This is a genomic window from Bacillus fungorum (assembly GCF_002746455.1).
Classification (GTDB): Bacteria; Bacillota; Bacilli; order Bacillales; family Bacillaceae_G; genus Bacillus_A; species Bacillus_A fungorum.
In genome coordinates this window covers 58490-78235 of record NZ_NWUW01000009.1, presented here as the reverse complement: position 1 = coordinate 78235, position 19746 = coordinate 58490, and the positions used below count along the sequence as shown (strand labels likewise).

Sequence of the window (19746 nt, the reverse complement as noted above, 5' to 3'; positions counted from 1 at the left end):
TCCTATATATTGATCATACGGATGGTTTTAAGTATGTTATTGAAATATTCTATTTGGATGATTAGTTGTGCACCGTATGAATGTATTCCTTTTCGTTTGAAACAGAAGTTACATTATAAAACGTTGCGTAAAAATTGTTTTGCTCGTTCATGTGATGGAGCTGAAAAGAATTGTGCTGGCGTAGCATCTTCTACAATCTTTCCATCATCCATAAAGATGACGCGATCAGCTACATCTCTTGCGAAATTCATTTCATGAGTAACAATAATCATTGTCATCCCTTCTTCAGCAAGTTCTTTCATAACTTGCAATACTTCTCCAACAAGTTCAGGGTCTAAAGCTGAGGTAGGCTCATCAAATAGCATAATCTTAGGGCTCATTGCCAGAGCTCGTGCAATGGCAACGCGCTGTTTTTGACCACCTGAAAGAAGATGAGGAGTTACATCCGCTTTATCTTGAAGGCCGACTTTTTGGAGAAGTTGATTTCCAATATCTTTTGCATTTGCTTTCTCTAATTTTTTTACGTGAATAGGTGCTTCTATGATGTTTTCTAGTGAGGTCATATGAGGAAAGAGGTTAAAGTGCTGAAAAACCATACCGACATTTTCACGGACTTTATTTAAATTTGAATGCTTTGGATCAATTCGCTCCCCTTGTAAGTGAATTTCGCCTTCATCGTACATTTCTAAAAAGTTAAGACAGCGAAGTAATGTACTTTTACCAGAACCACTGGCACCAATTAAAACAACAACTTCTTTTTCTTGTACTTCTAAATCAATTCCTTTTAACACATCAAGTGAGCCAAATGATTTTACTAGATTTCGAACCTGAATCATACAAAACCCCCAGTCAAAAATATATTTTACAAATGTTGCCCCTTATTTTTGTTATTAGTCATAAATTGTCAGAATCCTTTATTTTTTTCAGGAGACATTCCTTACATAAATAAATCTGAATGTATAATTTAAATAGAAAGACCACCTAAATTAGGCGGTCTTTCATATGCTTACAAGTTTTTAAGTTTAAATTGGGTTGCGAACGCTTCTAATTCTTCAACAAGTTTTTGCATTTGAAGAGACATATTGGTAATATCCTGTACTGATACCGACTGAGCTTGTGAAGATTGGGATGTATAATTAGTCTCCGAAACTATATTTTGTGAAATTGAAGAGATATTAATAAGTGCGCTATTTATTTCTTCTGAGTTTGCTGACATTTCTTCTGCACTTGCTGTTATATCTTGTATTTGATCTGTAACTTCATTAATATGATTCACAATATTATGGAATGCTAATTTTGCATTTTGAACGGCATGAATGCCTTCTTGAATTTCTTGTTGTCCTTTACCCATAATGTTGACTACATCTTTTGTATCATTTTGTATGAGTAAGTTTAGCTTTGTTATATCTTTAGCTGCTTGTTTTGATTGTTCAGCAAGCTTACGAACCTCTTCAGACACAACTGCAAATCCTTTTCCATGTTCACCGGCGCGAGCAGATTCAATTGCAGCGTTTAAAGATAATAGATTTGTTTGTTCAGAAATGTAAGTAATAGTTTGTAATGCTTTATCTATATCTTTTGTACGAACAACTAATTGATCTACTACTTTATATATTTCATTCATGACAGTATGGATAGTTGTCATTTGAGAAATGGATTTTTCAATGATTTCGGTTCCTACATTCGCCTTATCAGAAGTAGAAATAGCTAAGTTTGAAATCGTTGTAGAAGATTCAGCTATGCTTTGCACGCCATTTGCTATTTCATCCATTGCTGTAGAACTATCTTTAATATTTGCAGACTGATCGTTAATATGGTGAGACAACTGTTTCATTGTATTTGCAATGTTATCCATAGTAGAAGAGGAAACGGTTGCTGTTTCAACAATGTGGTTTGTAGAACTTTTTACTTTTGCACTTGTTTGAATCACATTGTTAATAATTTGTTGTAAATGTAATATCATTTGATCAAAACTATTAAACATATGACCGAATTCATGATGATATTGTTTTGGTACTGTAATAGTTAAATCGCCTTTTCCAGCTTTATTCATTATGCTCCGTAATGAATTGATTGGATTGATAATAGATTTAGCAGTAAATAAGGAGATAAGAATGCAAAGAACTAAACATGCAATGAATAAAATAATGGTTACGTTTATCACTTGTTTATAAGAGTGTTCACTGTCGTTATACACACTTTCAGCTAACTTTTCGTTATAATCACTAAGATTTTTTAAAGAACCTACTGTAGCCGATAAATTAGGTTCAACTGTAGTTAGGTAGAATGAATATGCTTGATTAAGTTTATTCTCTTTAATGAGATCGAGCATTTGAGCACGATGCTTTTTATAGTTTTCTAGCTTTTCTTTATATTGGTTGAGGAGCTTTTTTTCTTCACCTGTTATGTATGTATTTTCGTATTGGGCCTGTAATTTTTCGGTTTCTTTATGTGTATCTTTTAATTTACTTAAAATTGTAGTACGTCGATTTTCATCTTTAGTAATAATGAGTTCCTTTACATAACTAAACTCTTGGTACATGCTGCTCTCAATAGAGCCTAGCCATTTAATAGGTTGTAGACGATCCAAATATACTGTTTGAAGTTGTTTGTGCATTTTTAGTAAATTTATATAATTTACTACGCTAATAATCAATATGGAAAGAATCGGTACTGATACTAACAATGTTAATCTGTTTATAACATTTAAACGATATAAAATTTTTAACATAGAATCACCTAACCTTAAATTATTTAGTTGAATATATAATTGGCATCCAAATAAAATTATACATTACTTTCATTTCATATAAAGAAAAAGTAATGTAATGAATATGTAAATAAAAAATTAAAAATCAATATATCTTTCTATAGAGAAAATATGGATAATAATATATAGGTAGTACTTATATTGCTTATAAAAAGGGGGAAAGAAGAGATGGAAAAAGAAAGGAAGACATTTTCCTTTGGTTTACGTACACAACTTATGCTATTTACTACAGTTTTAGCTTTAATTACATATTCAACAAGTATATTTTTTATTTACGTTATATACGATTATTTTCAAAGTTATGTAAGTCAAACTGTATATAATATTATCGTTATGTTATTAGGGGTAGTATGGTCTGGAATTTTAGCATATGGAGCAGCCGTATTTTTAATTAAACCGCTTCGAAAGTTAGAGGAGGTGGCGAGAAAAGCGGCTGAAGGAGATATTCGTGAAGACGTTCCATTACCCAAAACAGATGATGAGATTAAATCTTTAAGTGTTGCATTTAATATGATGCTAGGAAACTTAAGGGGCATGGTAAAAAATATTGATACAACATTTTCGTATACAAACAATCAAGTACAGCAAATTAGAAAACAAACAGGCGAAGCAACGAAACAAGCACAAGGTGTATCTGAGACACTTGCAGAGATTTCTTCTGGTGCTGAGCAATCAGCGGCATCAATTCAAGCGATTGTTTCTACTGTTGATACAACAACTTCTATTGCAAGTGAAGTAGAAAAGAAAGCGAAACAGTCTGATGAGTTGTCTTTAGAAATGGTTCAAGCTTTAGGGCATAGTACTCGTGTCTTTACTTCTTTAATTCAAGGTATTCAAACATTGGCGAAAGAAAATGAAGATTCAATGCAAAATGTACAGAAGTTAGAGGAAAGAATGAAACAAGTAGAACACATTGTAGCTGTTGTGAGTGAGATTGCTAGCCAAACTAATTTATTAGCACTGAATGCTTCTATTGAGGCTGCTCGTGCTGGAAATCATGGGAGAGGCTTTGCGGTTGTAGCTGAAGAGGTACGGAAACTTGCTGATGAAAGTGACCATTCCGCAAGAAACATATCGCAATTATTACGGAATATGCAAGGTGAAGTACAACAAGTTGCAATGAAAATGACAGAACAAGTGAAAATAGCTAAAGAAGAGGCTAAACGTGGGGAAGCTACCGAATTAATTTTAAAAGAAATGTCATCAAGTGTTATGGAAGTAGCCGATGCAACAAAGCAAATTAGTAGCTATATGAATGAACAAGTGAGTCACATTCATCAAACAGGAGCACAGACAAAGGCTGTAGCAGCAATTGCTGAAGAGACGTCAGCTGGTTCACAAGAAGTAGCACGTGTGACGTTGCAACAATCTAAAAATATGATAGCGATCGATCAATTATTAAAGGATTTAGAGAAACAAGCAACAGACTTGAAACAAACAATTGAACGATTTTCAATGTAAAAGAGAAGAACAGAATGCTGTTCTTCTCTTTTTTTAGCTAGATGTAATATCTATAGTTAAAAGATATAAACTATGAACGTTTCCGCAACATTCTTTTCTGTCCCTTTCGGATGAAAATTATAGCGAGCTATAATATTAAAAGGGGTGTCTTTTATGAAAAAAGAAAAAAGACAACGATTAATTAAACAATTTGTAAAAGAGTATGAAATAGAGAAACAAGAAAGATTAGTAGAATTGTTAGCAAAAAAGGATGTATTAGTAACACAAGCTACGGTTTCTCGAGATATTCGTGAGTTAAACTTAACGAAGGTACCTTCTCAAGAAGGATTGATGATATATAAAATTTTCTCAGAAGAACATTTACAAACTGATATAAAGTTAAAGAAAAAATTACGAGAGGTTGTTGTGAAAATTGATTGTGTAGATCAATTAATGGTTATTAAAACATTACCTGGAAATGCACATGTTATTGGTGTTTTGTTTGATGAGTTAGATTGGAAAGAAAAAATAGGATGTATATGTGGAAATGATACATGCCTTATAATTTCTCAGTCGAAATCAGATAGAGAGGTTTTAGAAGAAAGGTTAAATTTAATTATTTAGATGCAAAATCCTGTTTTTAATTTTTATTAAAAACAGGATTTTTGTGTAAATACGGAAGTTAAATATTCAACATATATACGTAATATATGTGTTTTTTTATTAAAAAACGGGATGGATTGTTATAAAAATACAAATTAATATGACTTTAAAAAAATAACTTGTTTAATATTTCACAATGATAATGTGGATGAGTTCACAAAGTTGAAAGCGCGTAGCATTTATTATGTACTTGTAAGACATCAAACATATTTAAAAGGAGGTACAACAAATGAAGCATCCGATACATGTTACTTCAGAAATTGGGGAATTACAAACGGTTTTATTAAAGCGACCTGGTAAAGAAGTGGAAAACTTAACGCCAGATTATTTGCAGCAATTATTATTTGACGATATTCCATACTTACCAATTATTCAAAAAGAGCATGATTACTTTGCACAAACGTTACGCAATCGGGGTGTTGAAGTTCTTTATTTAGAAAAACTAGCTGCTGAGGCGTTAGTAGATAAAAAACTTCGAGAAGAATTTGTTGATCGTATTTTAAAAGAAGGACAAGCTGACGTAAATGTTGCACATCAAACTTTAAAAGAATATTTACTTTCCTTTTCAAATGAAGAATTAATTCAAAAAATTATGGGTGGTGTACGTAAAAACGAAATTGAAACAAGTAAGAAGACACATTTATACGAATTAATGGAAGATCATTATCCGTTTTACTTAGATCCTATGCCTAATTTATATTTTACTCGTGATCCAGCAGCTAGCGTGGGCGATGGCTTAACGATAAATAAGATGAGAGAACCAGCACGTAGACGTGAATCTTTATTCATGGAGTACATCATTAAATATCATCCAAGATTTGCAAATCATAATGTGCCAATTTGGTTAAATCGTGATTATAAGTTTCCAATTGAAGGTGGCGACGAGCTAATTTTAAATGAAGAAACGATTGCGATTGGAGTATCTGCTCGTACTTCAGCTAAAGCAATTGAACGTTTAGCTAAAAATCTCTTTAGCCGACAAAATAAAATTAAGAAAGTGTTAGCAATAGAAATTCCAAAATGCCGAGCATTTATGCATTTAGATACAGTATTTACAATGGTTGATTATGACAAGTTTACAATTCATCCAGCTATTCAAGGGCCAAAAGGGAATATGAATATTTATATTTTAGAAAAAGGTCCAGATGAGGAAACTCTTAAAATTACACATCGTACTTCTCTAATGGAAGCATTAAAAGAGGTATTAGGCTTAAGTGAATTAGTTCTTATTCCATGTGGAGGAGGAGATGTAATTGCTTCTGCTCGTGAACAATGGAATGATGGCTCAAATACATTAGCAATCGCGCCAGGTGTAGTTGTTACATATGATCGGAACTATGTATCTAATACTTTATTACGAGAACACGGTATAGAAGTGATTGAGGTGCTAAGTTCGGAATTATCTCGTGGTCGTGGGGGTCCACGTTGCATGAGTATGCCAATTGTTCGTAAAGATATTTAGTATAAATAACGGAGAAAGTAGGGATGAAGTATGTTAATGACTAGACCAAATTTAAAAGGAAGAAGCTTTCTAGCAGAAAAAGATTTTACAAAAGAAGAATTGTTATATTTTCTAGATTTAGCAGCAGAATTAAAAGAGAAAAAGAAAAATGGTATTCCGCATCATTATTTAGAAGGTAAAAATGTAGCGCTCTTATTTGAAAAAACCTCAACTCGTACGCGTTGTGCATTTACAGTAGCATGTACAGATTTAGGGGCGAATCCTGAATATTTAGGGAAAGGTGATATTCAGCTTGGGAAAAAAGAATCCGTAGAGGATACAGCAAAAGTGTTAGGGCGTATGTTTGACGGAATTGAGTTTCGTGGATTTAATCATGAAACTGTAGAATCTTTAGCACAAAATTCTGGTGTGCCGGTTTGGAATGGATTAACAGATATGTGGCATCCAACACAAACACTAGCAGATTTATTAACAATTAGAGAACATGTAGGGAAATTAAAAAATGTGAAGCTTGTTTACGTTGGAGATGGACGAAATAATGTTGCTAATAGCTTACTAGTTGGTGGAGCAATCGTTGGAATGGATGTACGTATTTGTACACCGGAATTTTTATGGCCTGCACAAGAAGTAATTGATTTAGCAAAAAAATATAATGAACAGGTAATGATAACAAGTAATGTGGAAGAAGCTGTTGCGAGTGCAGATGTAATTTATACAGATGTATGGGTGTCTATGGGGGAAGAAGAGAAATTTGCTGAACGTGTCGAGTTATTGAAACCTTATCAAGTAAATATGAAAATGATTAAAGAAACAGGGAATGAAAACGTGATTTTCTTACATTGTTTACCTGCATTTCATGATGTTGAAACGATGTATGGCGAAGAAGTTTATGAGAAATATGGGTTGAAAGAAATGGAGGTAACTGACGAAGTATTCCGCAGTAAACATTCAAAAGTATTTGATCAAGCTGAAAATAGAATGCATACAATTAAAGCGGTTATGGCAGCTACTTTAGGAAACATGGAGTAAAGAAGAAAGGGAGTCTTCCTTTCCTCTTTCTCCTCCTTTGGACACTATCATTCACTATTGCTTTTGTATTGTTATTGCAATTAAAGAGAGGTGAGTGGAATGGGTGAAGATAAGAAATTAGGTTTGTTTACATTAACGGCTCTTGTAGTTGGGTCTATGATTGGCGGTGGAGCATTTAATTTAGCAAGTGATATGGCAAAAGGTGCTGGTGCTGGAGCCATTATTATTGGTTGGGTTATAACAGGAATTGGGATGATTGCACTCGGATTATCTTTTCAAAATCTAACTGTAAAACGGCCAGATTTAGATGGTGGTATTTTTAGCTATGCAAAAGCAGGGTTTGGTAATTTTATGGGGTTTAATAGTGCGTGGGGATACTGGCTATCTGCTTGGCTTGGTAATGTAGCTTACGGTACATTATTGTTTTCTTCATTAGGATATTTCTTCCCAATCTTTGAAGGCGGGCAAAATGTAGCATCCATTATTGGTGCAAGCGTATTATTATGGTGTGTTCACATGTTAATTTTACGTGGAGTTCAATCAGCAGCACTTGTGAATTTAGTAACTACAATTGCAAAATTAGTACCTGTATTTGTATTTATTGTCATAGGAATCTTCGCGTTTCATATTGATACGTTCCTAGATGGATTTTGGGGGCAAACTGGTTCTTTTTCATGGGGGGCAGTCGGCAGCCAAGTTAAAAGTACAATGCTTGTAACTTTATGGGTATTCATTGGGGTAGAAGGGGCTGTTGTTTTATCTAGTCGAGCAAAAAATAGAAGTGATGTAGGGAAAGCAACGGTTATTGGCTTAATTGGTACACTCATCATTTATATTTTAATCACATTATTGTCTCTTGGACTTATGCAGCAAGCAGATATTGCTGGTTTGAAAAATCCGGCTATGGCTTATTTATTTGAAAGTGTTGTTGGAAAATGGGGTGCTATCTTTATTAATTTAGGTTTAGTCATCTCTGTATTAGGTGCTTGGTTAGGTTGGACTTTGCTCGCTTCTGAAATTCCATATTTAGCGGCTAAAGATGGAGTATTTCCAAAATGGTTCGCAAAAGAAAATAAAAATAAGGCTCCAGTAAATTCATTATGGATAACAAATGGTTTAATTCAAATGTTCTTGTTAACATTCGTCGTTTCTGATCAGGCGTATAAATTTGCATTCTCTTTAGCATCTTCAGCTATTTTAATCCCATATGCTTTTTCGGCATTTTATCAACTGAAGCATAGCTTAAAGTCTGAAGAAGCAGATCGAAATAAAAATATAATAATTGGCTTGATAGCAAGTATTTATGGCGTGTGGTTAGTTTATGCAGCTGGTTTAGAGTATTTATTATTAACAATGACTTTATACGCGCCAGGTATTTTTATTTTTTACAATGTTCAAAAGCAAAAGAGTTCGAAGCAAATATTTACTCGAGTGGAATTAGCATCATCGGTAGCGATTGGTGCTTTAGCATTCTTTGCGATTTATGGATTAATTACAGGCAGTATTACTTTATAAAGCGCTGTGAAAGCGAAATCAACTGGAGGGCTGAAATATGGCACGAAGAAAAATTGTAGTTGCACTAGGAGGAAATGCGATACAGTCTGGAAAAGCTACTGCGGGAGCGCAGCAACAAGCATTGGAAAAAACAGCGGAACAACTTGTGAAAATAATAGAAAATGATATAGATATAGTAATTGCACATGGAAATGGCCCACAAGTGGGGAATATTTTATTACAGCAAAAAGCTGCAGAAACGGAAAAGATACCTGCAATGCCATTAGATACTTGTGGAGCAATGAGCCAAGGGATGATTGGATATTGGATGGAAAACGCGATTGAAAAAGCATTGAAAAAACGGAATATAAAAAAAGACGTGGCAACGGTTATAACACGCGTTGTTGTGGATAATAAAGATGAGGCATTTAAAAATCCAACTAAACCAATTGGTCCTTTTTATACAGAAGAAGAGGCCAGAAGATTAATGGACGAAACAAAAGCAGTGTTTAAAGAAGATGCGGGTAGAGGGTGGAGACGTGTTGTTCCATCACCGAAGCCTATAAGTATTCATGAACATAAAGTGATTAATTCTTTGGTCGAAGATGGAAATATAGTGATAGCTGTTGGCGGTGGTGGAATTCCAGTAATTGATTCTGAAGAAGGGCTAAAAGGAACTGAAGCGGTTATCGATAAAGATTTCGCTGCGCAGAAATTAGCAGAATTAGTAGATGCCGATACACTCGTTATTTTAACTGCAGTTGATCATGTGTATGTAAATTATAATCAACCGAATCAAAAAAAATTAGAGCATGTCACAGTGAATCAATTAGAAGAATACATTGAGGAACAGCAATTTGCTACGGGAAGCATGCTTCCAAAAATTGAAGCTGCTATTAATTTTGTTAATACAACTCCAAAAAGAAAAACAATTATTACGTCTTTAGAAAAAGTATATGAAGCACTAGAAGAAAAAGCCGGTACTATTATTTCAAAACAAAATGTATGCATGTATGTTTAAATTATTATGTACGCTACTTAGTAGTAAAAAAGAATGAAGTTAGTAACTTCATTCTTTTTATTTATTCATATTTTTTGTACTCATTGTTCATAAAGTTTTCATGATGAAATCTGAATATATAAGTTAATTATGATAAAATTCAAATTGAATACGCTTTCTTGATTCTTCGCTCCAACATACAGCAAGAGAGAGGGAATTTTATGAATAGACGGAACGTAGTTAAGGACTTAAAGCAGTTCGAATTATTTGCTCATTTAACAGAAAAGAAATTGAAAGGTTTGACGGAGTTTGTCTATTGGCGAACTTATAAAAAGGGTCAATTTTTATTTTTAGAAGGGGATTCAAGAGAAAGAATTTACTTCATGTTAGATGGATTTGTAAAGTTAGAGCGGGTAAATCAAAGCGGGAATTTATTATATGATGACTATGTAAAGAGATATTCTATTTTTCCTTATGGTGGTATGTTTACAGACAGAGGATATAACTATACGGCAGAAGCGATGACAGACGTAGAGGTCTATTATATTCCGACAGTAATTTTCGAAGATATGGTGAAATCTAGTAGGACACAATTAATGTATGTTGTTCAGCAATTATCATCGATATTAAAGCTAAACGAAAATCGAGTACAAAATATTACAATTCCTAATGCACAAGATCGGGTCATTCAAACATTAAATTATTTAATGCAGGATTTAGGAGAACAGAGTGGCGAAACGATTGTAATTTCCTGCCCACTTACAACAATTGAAATATCGAAAATATCTGGTACGTCTCGAGAGACGGTTAGTAGCGTATTAAAACAATTAAAAAATGATAGTATTGTTACAATTCTAGATAAAAAAATTACAATACATAATCCAACATATTTTGAGGAAATTTCTATGTGAAAATTGCAGATTGATTTTTTAATTCATATTGTATATTAATAAGGTTCTTTATATATTTATAAGGAACTTTTTTACGTTATCCTCTATAAAAAGATTGTATAGTATAGTAATAATAGCTAAAATCGATAATAAAAAACAAAGTGAAGGGGAGAAGGAATGATTCGCATTGAGTATGATCGATTAGTAGCTATTTTTTACAGTATAGGGGTTTTATTATTATTAAAAATTCCAAATGATAATGAATTAATAGGGGAAAAGCTATTTAATCTCTATAAGGTTCCGATACATACGGATATTTATATGAATTACAAAGTTTCAAATATATTGATTGTTTCTTTCGTACTACATGTAATTGCATTTATATTATTTTTAAAATGGCTAGGAAAAAAGGAGTCTAGTACATTTAGAAAAATGAATAAGATAAAAGTAGTAGGTATTAGTATTTTGATTTTAATTATGCCGTTTATTTTAAATAACATCCTCCAGACATTAAATAAAACATGGTACTACGCAGGAAAAACAGGGGTAGAAGCAATAGAATATAAAAAAGAAGATAGTCAGTGTAGAATGGAGAAAAATGGAGAGGATATCGAACGAAAGTGTATTGTTACTTTAAAAAATTATCGTAATCATTCACAAGCATTAAAAGTTGTTTTATATGATAATGCAAACGAGAATTCAAAAAGTTATCCAGTACCGAAACCGGTCTATTTACAAAAACATGAGACAAAGCAATTCGAATTTCAAATTCCTGTTGCTTATAATAGCGGTATTGAAAAAGAGAAAGTACCAAATATTAAATTACATTCATTGCATGAAAATGATGTGAAATACAATTAATCCGTAATTGAAAGTTTATCCCGCATTAACGGGCAGTAAGACCCCCACCTCAAAATTCAGCGAAAGCGAAGAAGTTAGGTGGGGATCAACTGCCCGTTAAAGCCCGATTGGTTCAACTAATAATCATTGGGGGATGAACAAAACCCCCAATGATTAAAGTTTCACTTTATGAGTAGGAGCAATAATTTGAAACAATATAGAAAGTCAACTTGAATCATCCAACATGCTGCAAGGTAACGGCATATTGGATGATTTTTTATTTTATCCCCATTTTTTACGTATGAAAGGGTGGGATACTTTGTTGAAAACGAAAAACATTGCAAGGATCATATATGGTTTTCCATTTACGTAATATTTGAAAGCTAAGGTCATAATAACTAGTTTGCCAATAGGGGAGATAATAAGGAATGGAGTTCAGACGGAGGGCCAATAAACTTACCTTTTACTTCAATTTATCACTCCTTTCTAAAATAAGCAGTGCTTTTTATTAATACTATGAAAAGCATATGTAACGTGCGTGGACAAAAGTAGATGAGGAATGAGATTTGCTTTTGTGAGAAATAAATAAAGCATAAGAATAAGGAATCTACATAGAGTTCAATGAAAACAGTTGCAAACTATGTAGATTTTGTTATGATAGTGTTACGAAAACGTTTGCATAAATTTATGATGGGATGCAAAAGGAGAGAATGACTATGAATAAGACATGGTGGAAAGAAGCAGTTGCTTATCAAATTTATCCACGTAGCTTTATGGATTCAAATGGTGATGGTATTGGAGATTTACAAGGTATTATTGCAAAGCTGGATTATTTAAAAGATTTAGGTATAGATGTAATTTGGATTTGTCCAATGTATAAGTCACCTAATGATGATAATGGCTATGATATTAGTGATTATCAAGATATCATGGATGAGTTTGGTACGATGGAAGACTTTGATGCTTTACTAGATGAAGTTCATAAGCGTGACATGAAGCTGATTATTGATTTAGTTATTAATCATACGAGTGATGAACATCCATGGTTTATTGAATCTCGTTCATCTAAAGACAATCCGAAGCGTGATTGGTACATTTGGCATGATGGTAAAGATGGTGCGGAACCAAACAACTGGGAAAGTATTTTTAATGGTTCGGCATGGGAATATGATGAAGTAACAGAACAATATTATTTACATTTATTCTCACGTAAACAACCAGATTTAAACTGGGAGAATAAAGAAGTTCGTGAAGTGTTATACGATACAGTTAATTGGTGGCTTGATAAAGGGATTGATGGTTTCCGTGTGGATGCAATTAGCCATATTAAAAAAGAAGATGGCTTAAACGATATGCCAAATCCAAAAGAATTAAAGTATGTACCATCTTTTGATAAACATATGAATGTGGACGGTATTCAACCTTTATTAGAAGAGTTAAAAGAAAATACATTTTCTAAGTACGATATTATGACGGTTGGTGAAGCGAATGGCGTTAAGATTGAAGATGCTGAGCTTTGGGTTGGAGAAGAGCAAGGTAAGTTCAATATGGTATTCCAATTCGAACATTTAAGCTTATGGGATGCAGAAAAGAAGAAAGATCTTGATGTTGTAGGATTGAAAAAGGTATTAACGAAATGGCAAAAAGGGTTAGAAAATAAAGGATGGAATGCTTTATATATTGAGAATCACGATAAGCCGCGTATCGTTTCAACTTGGGGAGACGATAAACAATATTGGCGTGAAAGTGCGACAGCTCTTGGAGCAATGTATTTCTTTATGCACGGTACACCGTTTATTTATCAAGGACAAGAAATTGGGATGACAAATGTTCAATTTCCAAATATTGAAGATTACGATGATGTAGCAATTAAAAATTTATATCGAGAGAAGATTGCAGAGGGCGTATCACATCAAGATATGATGGAAATTATATGGGCTTCTTGCCGTGATAATTCACGTACACCTATGCAGTGGAATGATGAGATGAATGCTGGCTTCACAACAGGTGCAACTTGGTTTGGTATGAATCCAAATTACAAAGAAATTAATGTTGAAAAGCAAAAAAATGACGGAAAGTCTATTTTCAATTTCTATAAGAAAATGATTGCCTTGAAAAAAGAGCACGATGTACTGAATTATGGTACGTACGATTTACTTTTAGAAGATGATCCGCAAATTTATGCATATACTCGTACATTAAACGATGAAAAAATCGTTGTAATTAGTAATATCTCAAAAGAGGAAGCTGTATATAAAGAGGGTTCATTCGCACTAGAACGCAAACGTTTGCTTTTAAATAACTATGAAGTTGCGGAACATGAACAAGTAACTACAATTACGTTAAAGCCGTATGAAACAAGGGTTTATCGCATTTCATAATAAAAAAGGATGCTCCTTGAGCATCTTTTTTTATGAAAAAAAATAAATTTCTATTGCAAAGTGAAAACGCTTTTATTAAAATAGATTTATGAAAACGGTTGCGTAAAGATAAAAATAAAGTAACATAAGGAATCGTTTTCATAAAGGGAATAGAAATTATAATTTAAATCATTATGTTGTTATAAATAAAGGGGAGGAAGAACAGATGAAAATTACGTCTTTTGATTTTTGGCAAAAGTTCGGGAAAGCGTTATTAGTTGTTGTAGCTGTAATGCCAGCAGCTGGTTTAATGATTTCTATCGGTAAATTAATTGGGATGTCTGCTGGGGATATTAACGCAGTTCATACAATTGCTCGTGTAATGGAAGACATCGGTTGGGCAATCATTACAAATCTACACATTTTATTCGCAGTAGCAATTGGGGGATCTTGGGCGAAGGATCGTGCAGGTGGTGCATTTGCAGCACTATTAGCCTTCGTCTTAACAAACCGAATTACAGGAGCTATATTTGGCGTAAACGCTCAAATGTTAGCGGATTCAAAAGCGACAGTTTCTTCAGTAATAGCAGGAGATTTACTTGTAAAAGATTATTTTACTTCTGTACTTGGTGCACCAGCATTAAACATGGGAGTTTTCGTGGGGATTATCACAGGTTTCTTAGGAGCTAATCTATATAACAAATATTATAACTATAATAAACTGCCACAGGCATTAGCATTCTTTAATGGAAAACGATTTGTGCCATTCGTTGTAATTCTTTGGTCTACAGTTACTGCGATTGTATTATCACTTTTATGGCCATTTATCCAAAGTGCATTAAATGAATTTGGTCGCTGGATTGCAGCTTCAAAGGATAGTGCGCCAGTTGTTGCACCGTTTGTATATGGAACGTTAGAGCGTTTACTATTACCATTCGGTTTACACCATATGTTAACGATTCCGATGAACTACACAGAGCTAGGCGGAACATATACGATGTTAACTGGTTCAAAAGTTGGACAAGTTGTAGCAGGACAAGATCCATTATGGCTTGCATGGATTACAGATTTAAATAACTTATTAGCAAATGGAGATACGAAAGCATATAACGATCTATTAAATAATGTTGTACCAGCTCGTTTCAAAGCTGGACAAGTTATCGGCTCAACAGCAGCGTTAATGGGGATTGCTTTCGCGATGTTCCGTAATGTTGATAAAGAAAAACGTGCAAAATATAAACCAATGTTCTTATCAGCAGCATTAGCAGTATTTTTAACAGGTGTAACAGAACCAATTGAATTCATGTTTATGTTTATTGCTCCAGTATTATATGTTGTATATGCAATTACAACAGGACTTGCATTCGCATTAGCAGATTTAATCAACTTACGTGTTCATGCATTCGGATTTATTGAATTAATTACTCGTACACCGATGATGGTTAATGCGGGACTAACTAGAGATTTAATCAATTTCGTTATCGTTTCACTAGTATTCTTCGGTCTGAACTTTACATTATTCAATTTCTTAATTAAAAAGTTCAACTTACCAACACCAGGACGTGCAGGTAACTATATTGATAATGAGGATGAGTCATCAGAAGGAACAGGAAATGTACAAGATGGTTCATTAGCAACAAAAGTTATTGATTTATTAGGTGGAAAAGAAAATATTGCTGACGTAGATGCTTGTATGACACGTTTACGTGTAACAGTAAAAGATTTAGATGTTGTTGCATCAGAAGCACAGTGGAAACAAAATGGTGCTTTAGGGCTTATTGTAAAAGATAAAGGTGTACAAGCGGTATATGGTCCGAAAGCTGACGTATTAAAGTCAGACATTCAAGATATGTTAGGTGCGTAATAATATGAAATTGCTAACTTTAAACTGTCACTCTTGGCAAGAAGAGAATCAAGTAGAAAAGATAAAATATCTTGCTAAAGTCATTCAAGAAGAAGAGTACGATGTCATCGCATTACAAGAAGTAAGTCAGTCGATAGCGGCTAAAAATGTATGCGGTAACAAGAAAGAAGATAATTTTGGACTTTTACTATTAGAAGAGTTAAAAGCGTTACATGTAAAAGATTACAATATTACTTGGGATTTCTCTCATATTGGTTATGATGTGTATGAAGAAGGATTAGCGATTATAACGAAGCATAATGTTGTAAAAGAAGATACGTTCTTTATTTCAGAAAATAAGGATACAACGTATTGGAAAACACGCAAAATTGTAAGTGCAACAATTGCTTATAATGGTAAGAACATCACGTTTTACTCTTGCCACCTCGGTTGGTGGAATGATGAAGAAGAATCATTTAAAGATCAAGTGAATCGTTTGATGGAGCATGTAGATAGCAAGGAACTATCCTTCTTAATGGGTGATTTTAATAATAACGCCCGTTTGCAAGGGGAGGGTTATGAATATATGATGCAAAAAGGTTTGTATGACACATATGAACTAGCAATAGAGAAGGATGAAGGAACAACTGTCCAAGGTGAGATTGCTGGTTGGGATGAGAATAAGCATAATTTACGAATCGATCTAATATTGTGTAACCGAAGTGAAAAAGTTCGTTCTTCAAAAGTTATTTTTAATAGTACAAACCGAAAGGTAATTTCAGATCATTTCGGTGTAGAAGTACAAGTAGATATATAATAGAAGAAATCCTCACAGGGAATAAAAGCTGTGAGGATTTTTTTAGGAATACAAGTATTTCCAAGAGAAAATACTTGTATTTTTTATGACATTTCCTATATATTTGTTATTATTGAATCTAAAACCGATTTGGTCATTTTGTATTCATACTTTGACTGACTTCGTTATATAATGTAGTAAGTCAAAGTTAATAGGAAAAAATAGTTCGTTTTTGGTTAATCCACGATGTAGAAAGTGATATAATTGCAAAATGTATGTATCATTTTCTAAAGAAGGAAAAATATATAATTAGGTGATAACTTCTATGAAACAAATTTGGCGTATTTATAAGACAGATTTACGGAATGTAGCTAAACATTGGGCTGCAATTGTTATTGTTTTAGGGTTAATGATTTTACCATCGTTATATGCATGGTTTAACATTAAAGCTTCCTGGGATCCGTACGGAAATACAAAAGAGGTTCCCATTGCAGTTTCTAACCAAGATGCAGGCTCTAATTTAAGAGGGAAAGATATCAATATCGGGGACGAGATTGTAGATTCTCTGAAGAAAAACAAAAATCTTGGTTGGAAATTTGTAGATGAAAAGCAGGCAATTTACGGAGTTGAGCGTGGGGATTATTATGCGAGCATTACGATTCCAAAAGACTTCTCTGAAAAAATTGCAACTGTTCTGGATGAAAATCCACAGAAACCAGAACTGGATTACTATGTAAATGAAAAAGTAAACGCAATTGCACCGAAAATTACAGCAAAAGGTGCATCAGGTATTACAGAAGAAATTAGTAAAAACTTTGTTAAAACAGCGAACGGTGAGATTTTTAAAATCTTCAATGACCTTGGAATCGATTTAGAAACAAACTTACCAAGTATCGAGAAAGTAAAAGATCTTGTATTTAAGTTAGAAGCGCAGTTCCCAGAAATGAATACACTGATGGATAAGGCATTAGATGATGCGACTCGAGCAGAAGATGTTGTGAAAGTAGCGCAAAAAGAGCTGCCAGTTGTAGAAAGTGTTATCAATGATGGTCAAGAAGCGTTAGGGAATTTAGATAAGTTCTTTGCAAACAATGATCAAACATTGCAAAATGCACCTGGGACGATACGAAATCATTTGACAGCAGCTAAAAATGTAATGGATAAAGCTAATGCTTTTACAGATTTTTTAATGCACCCGGGAATAGACTTTTCTGGTATGGAAGGGTTGCCTGAGTTTCCAGCACGTCCGGATCTTTCAAAGTTGAACGATGAAGGTTATAAAAATATTGCAAGAAATATTAATCAAACAGTGAATAACGTTTTAAACTCGGCACGTGCAGGAACAACATACGGGAAAAGTGTTGTAAACGGATTGCAAAATGGTCAATTTGATCCAGAAAAGGCAAAACAAGATCTTAATGCGGTTTCTGAAAATCTTCAAGGTCGTACAGATAGTATTGCATATCTTATTAATGTATTTACTGAGCTTCAAAAATCGGCGACGACTGATTTTGGTCAAAGCTTTTTCCAAGGGCGAGTGGATCGCTTAACTAGTCTTAAAGGAAAAATGGAAAATGCGAACAACGGTATTAAAGATATTGTAAATGTTATCGGTACAGGACAAGAAGTAAAGAAAGATGTAACAGATGTAGCAAATCAAAAATTAGATGCAGCAAATGGATTAATTGATCAAGCAGAAAAAGATTATAATGAAATGTTTGTAGCAGATTATAAAAAAGCAGTTAGCACAGTTGATCAAGCTAAAGTTGATGCAAATGAAGCATATGATAGTGTGAAAAATGAATATGATAAGTTCAAAAATGGTGTTGAAGATGCTAAGGCAAACATATCAAATAAAGGTGTTACTGATTTAGAGTGGGCAAAAGTATCTTTAAACGATTTAAATGGTCAATTACAAGCTACTAATAATCTAATTGGTGATGCGATTCCGGTTCTAGAAAGCACAAATAAGGTATTAGCAGATGTAAATAGCGGAAAAAACCTTAATGGTGGAATTGCAAAATTGAACAAAATACAAAATTCTGTTCAAAAAGGTATAGATGCAACGAATAAAGCAACTACGCTAATTAACAATGGACAGAAGCCTACAAAAGAGGTTGTAGAAAGTATTAATGAAGCAACTAAAAATGCTTCAGCTCAATTAGGAGATTTCTTAGCAACATATGATTCAGAAATCGTTCCAAACTTTAACACAGCAATTGAACGTACGAAACGTATGTCTAAAAACACAACTCAAATTTTAAAAGAAGCAGACAAAAAGCTTCCAGATGTTAAAAAGTTACTAGAAGATTCATCAAAAGGCTTAGTAGACGGTAGAAAGAAATTAGCAGATATTAAAGCTGACATGCCAGAGACTGAGAAAAAGGTTAAGGAATTAGCAGATAAAATTCGTGATTTTGAATCTGAAGAGGATATAAAAGACATCATACGCTTATTGAAAAATGATGTTGAGAAGCAAAGTGATTACTTTGCGAATCCAGTAAATTTAAAAGAGAATAAATTATTTGCGATGCCGAACTACGGTTCAGCAATGTCACCATTCTATACAGTGCTTGCACTATGGGTAGGCGCATTATTAATGGTTTCGTTATTAACGGTAGAAGTACACGAAGAAGGCGCGAATTATAAGAGCCATGAAATTTACTTCGGACGTTTATTAACATTCTTAACGATAGGTCTTTCACAAGCGTTTATCGTATCAATGGGAGATATATTCTTACTCGGTACGTATGTAGTCGATAAGTTCTGGTTTGTATTATTTAGTTTATTTATTGGCGGAGTCTTCGTTTGTATCGTATACTCACTCGTTTCTATTTTCGGAAACGTTGGGAAATCGATGGCGATCATTTTACTTGTACTGCAAGTAGCAGGATCGGGCGGAACATTCCCAATTCAAATGACACCAGCGTTCTTCCAAGCACTTTATCCGTTCTTACCATTCACATACGCAATTAGCGCAATTCGTGAAACAGTAGGCGGAATGCTTTGGGATATCGTAACGCGAGATTTACTTGTGTTAAGTGCTTTCGTAGTAGTTATGATTGTTGCTGCGTTATTACTGAAAACACCAATTAATAAATCAAGTGAAAAATTCGTTGAGAATGCAAAAGGAAGTAAAATCATTCACTAACATAAAAG

Annotated in this window: 14 protein-coding genes and 1 pseudogene; 12 read left to right on the top strand and 3 right to left on the bottom strand. The window is 33.6% G+C overall.

Annotation, left to right across the window (positions count from 1 at the left end; translation table 11 throughout):
* Window positions 1-113: 113 nt before the first annotated feature.
* Together CO726_RS15050 and CO726_RS15045 are read right to left on the bottom strand one after the other, a co-directional pair.
* On the bottom strand, window positions 114-836 hold the full coding sequence (locus CO726_RS15050) for an amino acid ABC transporter ATP-binding protein (protein ID WP_099684806.1): 723 nt from the start codon (window positions 834-836) through the stop codon (window positions 114-116).
* A 170-nt stretch (window positions 837-1006) separates the two neighbouring features.
* On the bottom strand, window positions 1007-2731 hold the full coding sequence (locus CO726_RS15045; protein WP_099684805.1) for a methyl-accepting chemotaxis protein: 1725 nt from the start codon (window positions 2729-2731) through the stop codon (window positions 1007-1009).
* A 207-nt stretch (window positions 2732-2938) separates the two neighbouring features.
* Between CO726_RS15045 and CO726_RS15040 the strand changes: the two genes are divergently transcribed.
* From CO726_RS15040 to CO726_RS15005, 8 genes are all read left to right on the top strand, one after another.
* Complete coding sequence (locus CO726_RS15040) at window positions 2939-4231, top strand: methyl-accepting chemotaxis protein (protein ID WP_099684804.1); 1293 nt, start codon at window positions 2939-2941, stop codon at window positions 4229-4231.
* 153 nt (window positions 4232-4384) lie between these two features.
* On the top strand, window positions 4385-4834 hold the full coding sequence (gene argR / locus CO726_RS15035) for an arginine repressor (protein WP_099684803.1): 450 nt from the start codon (window positions 4385-4387) through the stop codon (window positions 4832-4834).
* A 268-nt stretch (window positions 4835-5102) separates the two neighbouring features.
* The gene (gene arcA, locus CO726_RS15030) at window positions 5103-6335 is read left to right on the top strand and encodes an arginine deiminase (RefSeq protein ID WP_099684802.1); all 1233 of its coding nucleotides are present in this window, start codon (window positions 5103-5105) and stop codon (window positions 6333-6335) included.
* Between the two features lie 30 nt (window positions 6336-6365).
* A complete protein-coding gene (gene argF, locus CO726_RS15025) occupies window positions 6366-7364 on the top strand; it encodes an ornithine carbamoyltransferase (protein WP_099684801.1) in 999 nt (332 codons plus the stop codon).
* Between the two features lie 99 nt (window positions 7365-7463).
* Window positions 7464-8879 (top strand): arginine-ornithine antiporter, encoded by a 1416-nt coding sequence (gene arcD / locus CO726_RS15020; protein ID WP_099684800.1) that lies wholly within the window; start codon window positions 7464-7466, stop codon window positions 8877-8879.
* Window positions 8880-8916: 37 nt separating this feature from the next.
* Entirely contained in the window at window positions 8917-9879 is a 963-nt protein-coding gene (gene arcC, locus CO726_RS15015; RefSeq protein WP_099684799.1) for a carbamate kinase, read from the top strand.
* A 200-nt stretch (window positions 9880-10079) separates the two neighbouring features.
* Window positions 10080-10769, top strand: coding sequence for a Crp/Fnr family transcriptional regulator (locus tag CO726_RS15010; protein ID WP_001081912.1), 690 nt, complete (start codon window positions 10080-10082; stop codon window positions 10767-10769).
* Window positions 10770-10925: 156 nt separating this feature from the next.
* Window positions 10926-11609: an ABC transporter permease gene (locus tag CO726_RS15005; RefSeq protein WP_099684798.1), complete on the top strand. Its 684-nt coding sequence runs from the start codon at window positions 10926-10928 to the stop codon at window positions 11607-11609.
* 274 nt (window positions 11610-11883) lie between these two features.
* On the opposite strand, the pseudogene CO726_RS15000 reads toward CO726_RS15005, so the two are convergent.
* A pseudogene (locus tag CO726_RS15000) lies at window positions 11884-11997 on the bottom strand (BBE domain-containing protein); the annotation flags it as partial.
* Window positions 11998-12304: 307 nt separating this feature from the next.
* Between CO726_RS15000 and CO726_RS14995 the strand changes: the two are divergent.
* From CO726_RS14995 to CO726_RS14980, 4 genes are all read left to right on the top strand, one after another.
* Window positions 12305-13969 carry a glycoside hydrolase family 13 protein gene (locus tag CO726_RS14995; protein ID WP_099684797.1) on the top strand — a complete coding sequence of 555 codons (1665 nt, stop codon included), beginning with the start codon at window positions 12305-12307 and terminating at the stop codon, window positions 13967-13969.
* Window positions 13970-14174: 205 nt separating this feature from the next.
* Window positions 14175-15812, top strand: coding sequence for a PTS transporter subunit IIBC (locus tag CO726_RS14990; RefSeq protein ID WP_099684796.1), 1638 nt, complete (start codon window positions 14175-14177; stop codon window positions 15810-15812).
* Between the two features lie 4 nt (window positions 15813-15816).
* Window positions 15817-16608 (top strand): endonuclease/exonuclease/phosphatase family protein, encoded by a 792-nt coding sequence (locus CO726_RS14985; RefSeq protein WP_098758445.1) that lies wholly within the window; start codon window positions 15817-15819, stop codon window positions 16606-16608.
* Between the two features lie 304 nt (window positions 16609-16912).
* On the top strand, window positions 16913-19738 hold the full coding sequence (locus CO726_RS14980; protein ID WP_099684795.1) for a YhgE/Pip domain-containing protein: 2826 nt from the start codon (window positions 16913-16915) through the stop codon (window positions 19736-19738).
* Window positions 19739-19746 lie beyond the last annotated feature (8 nt).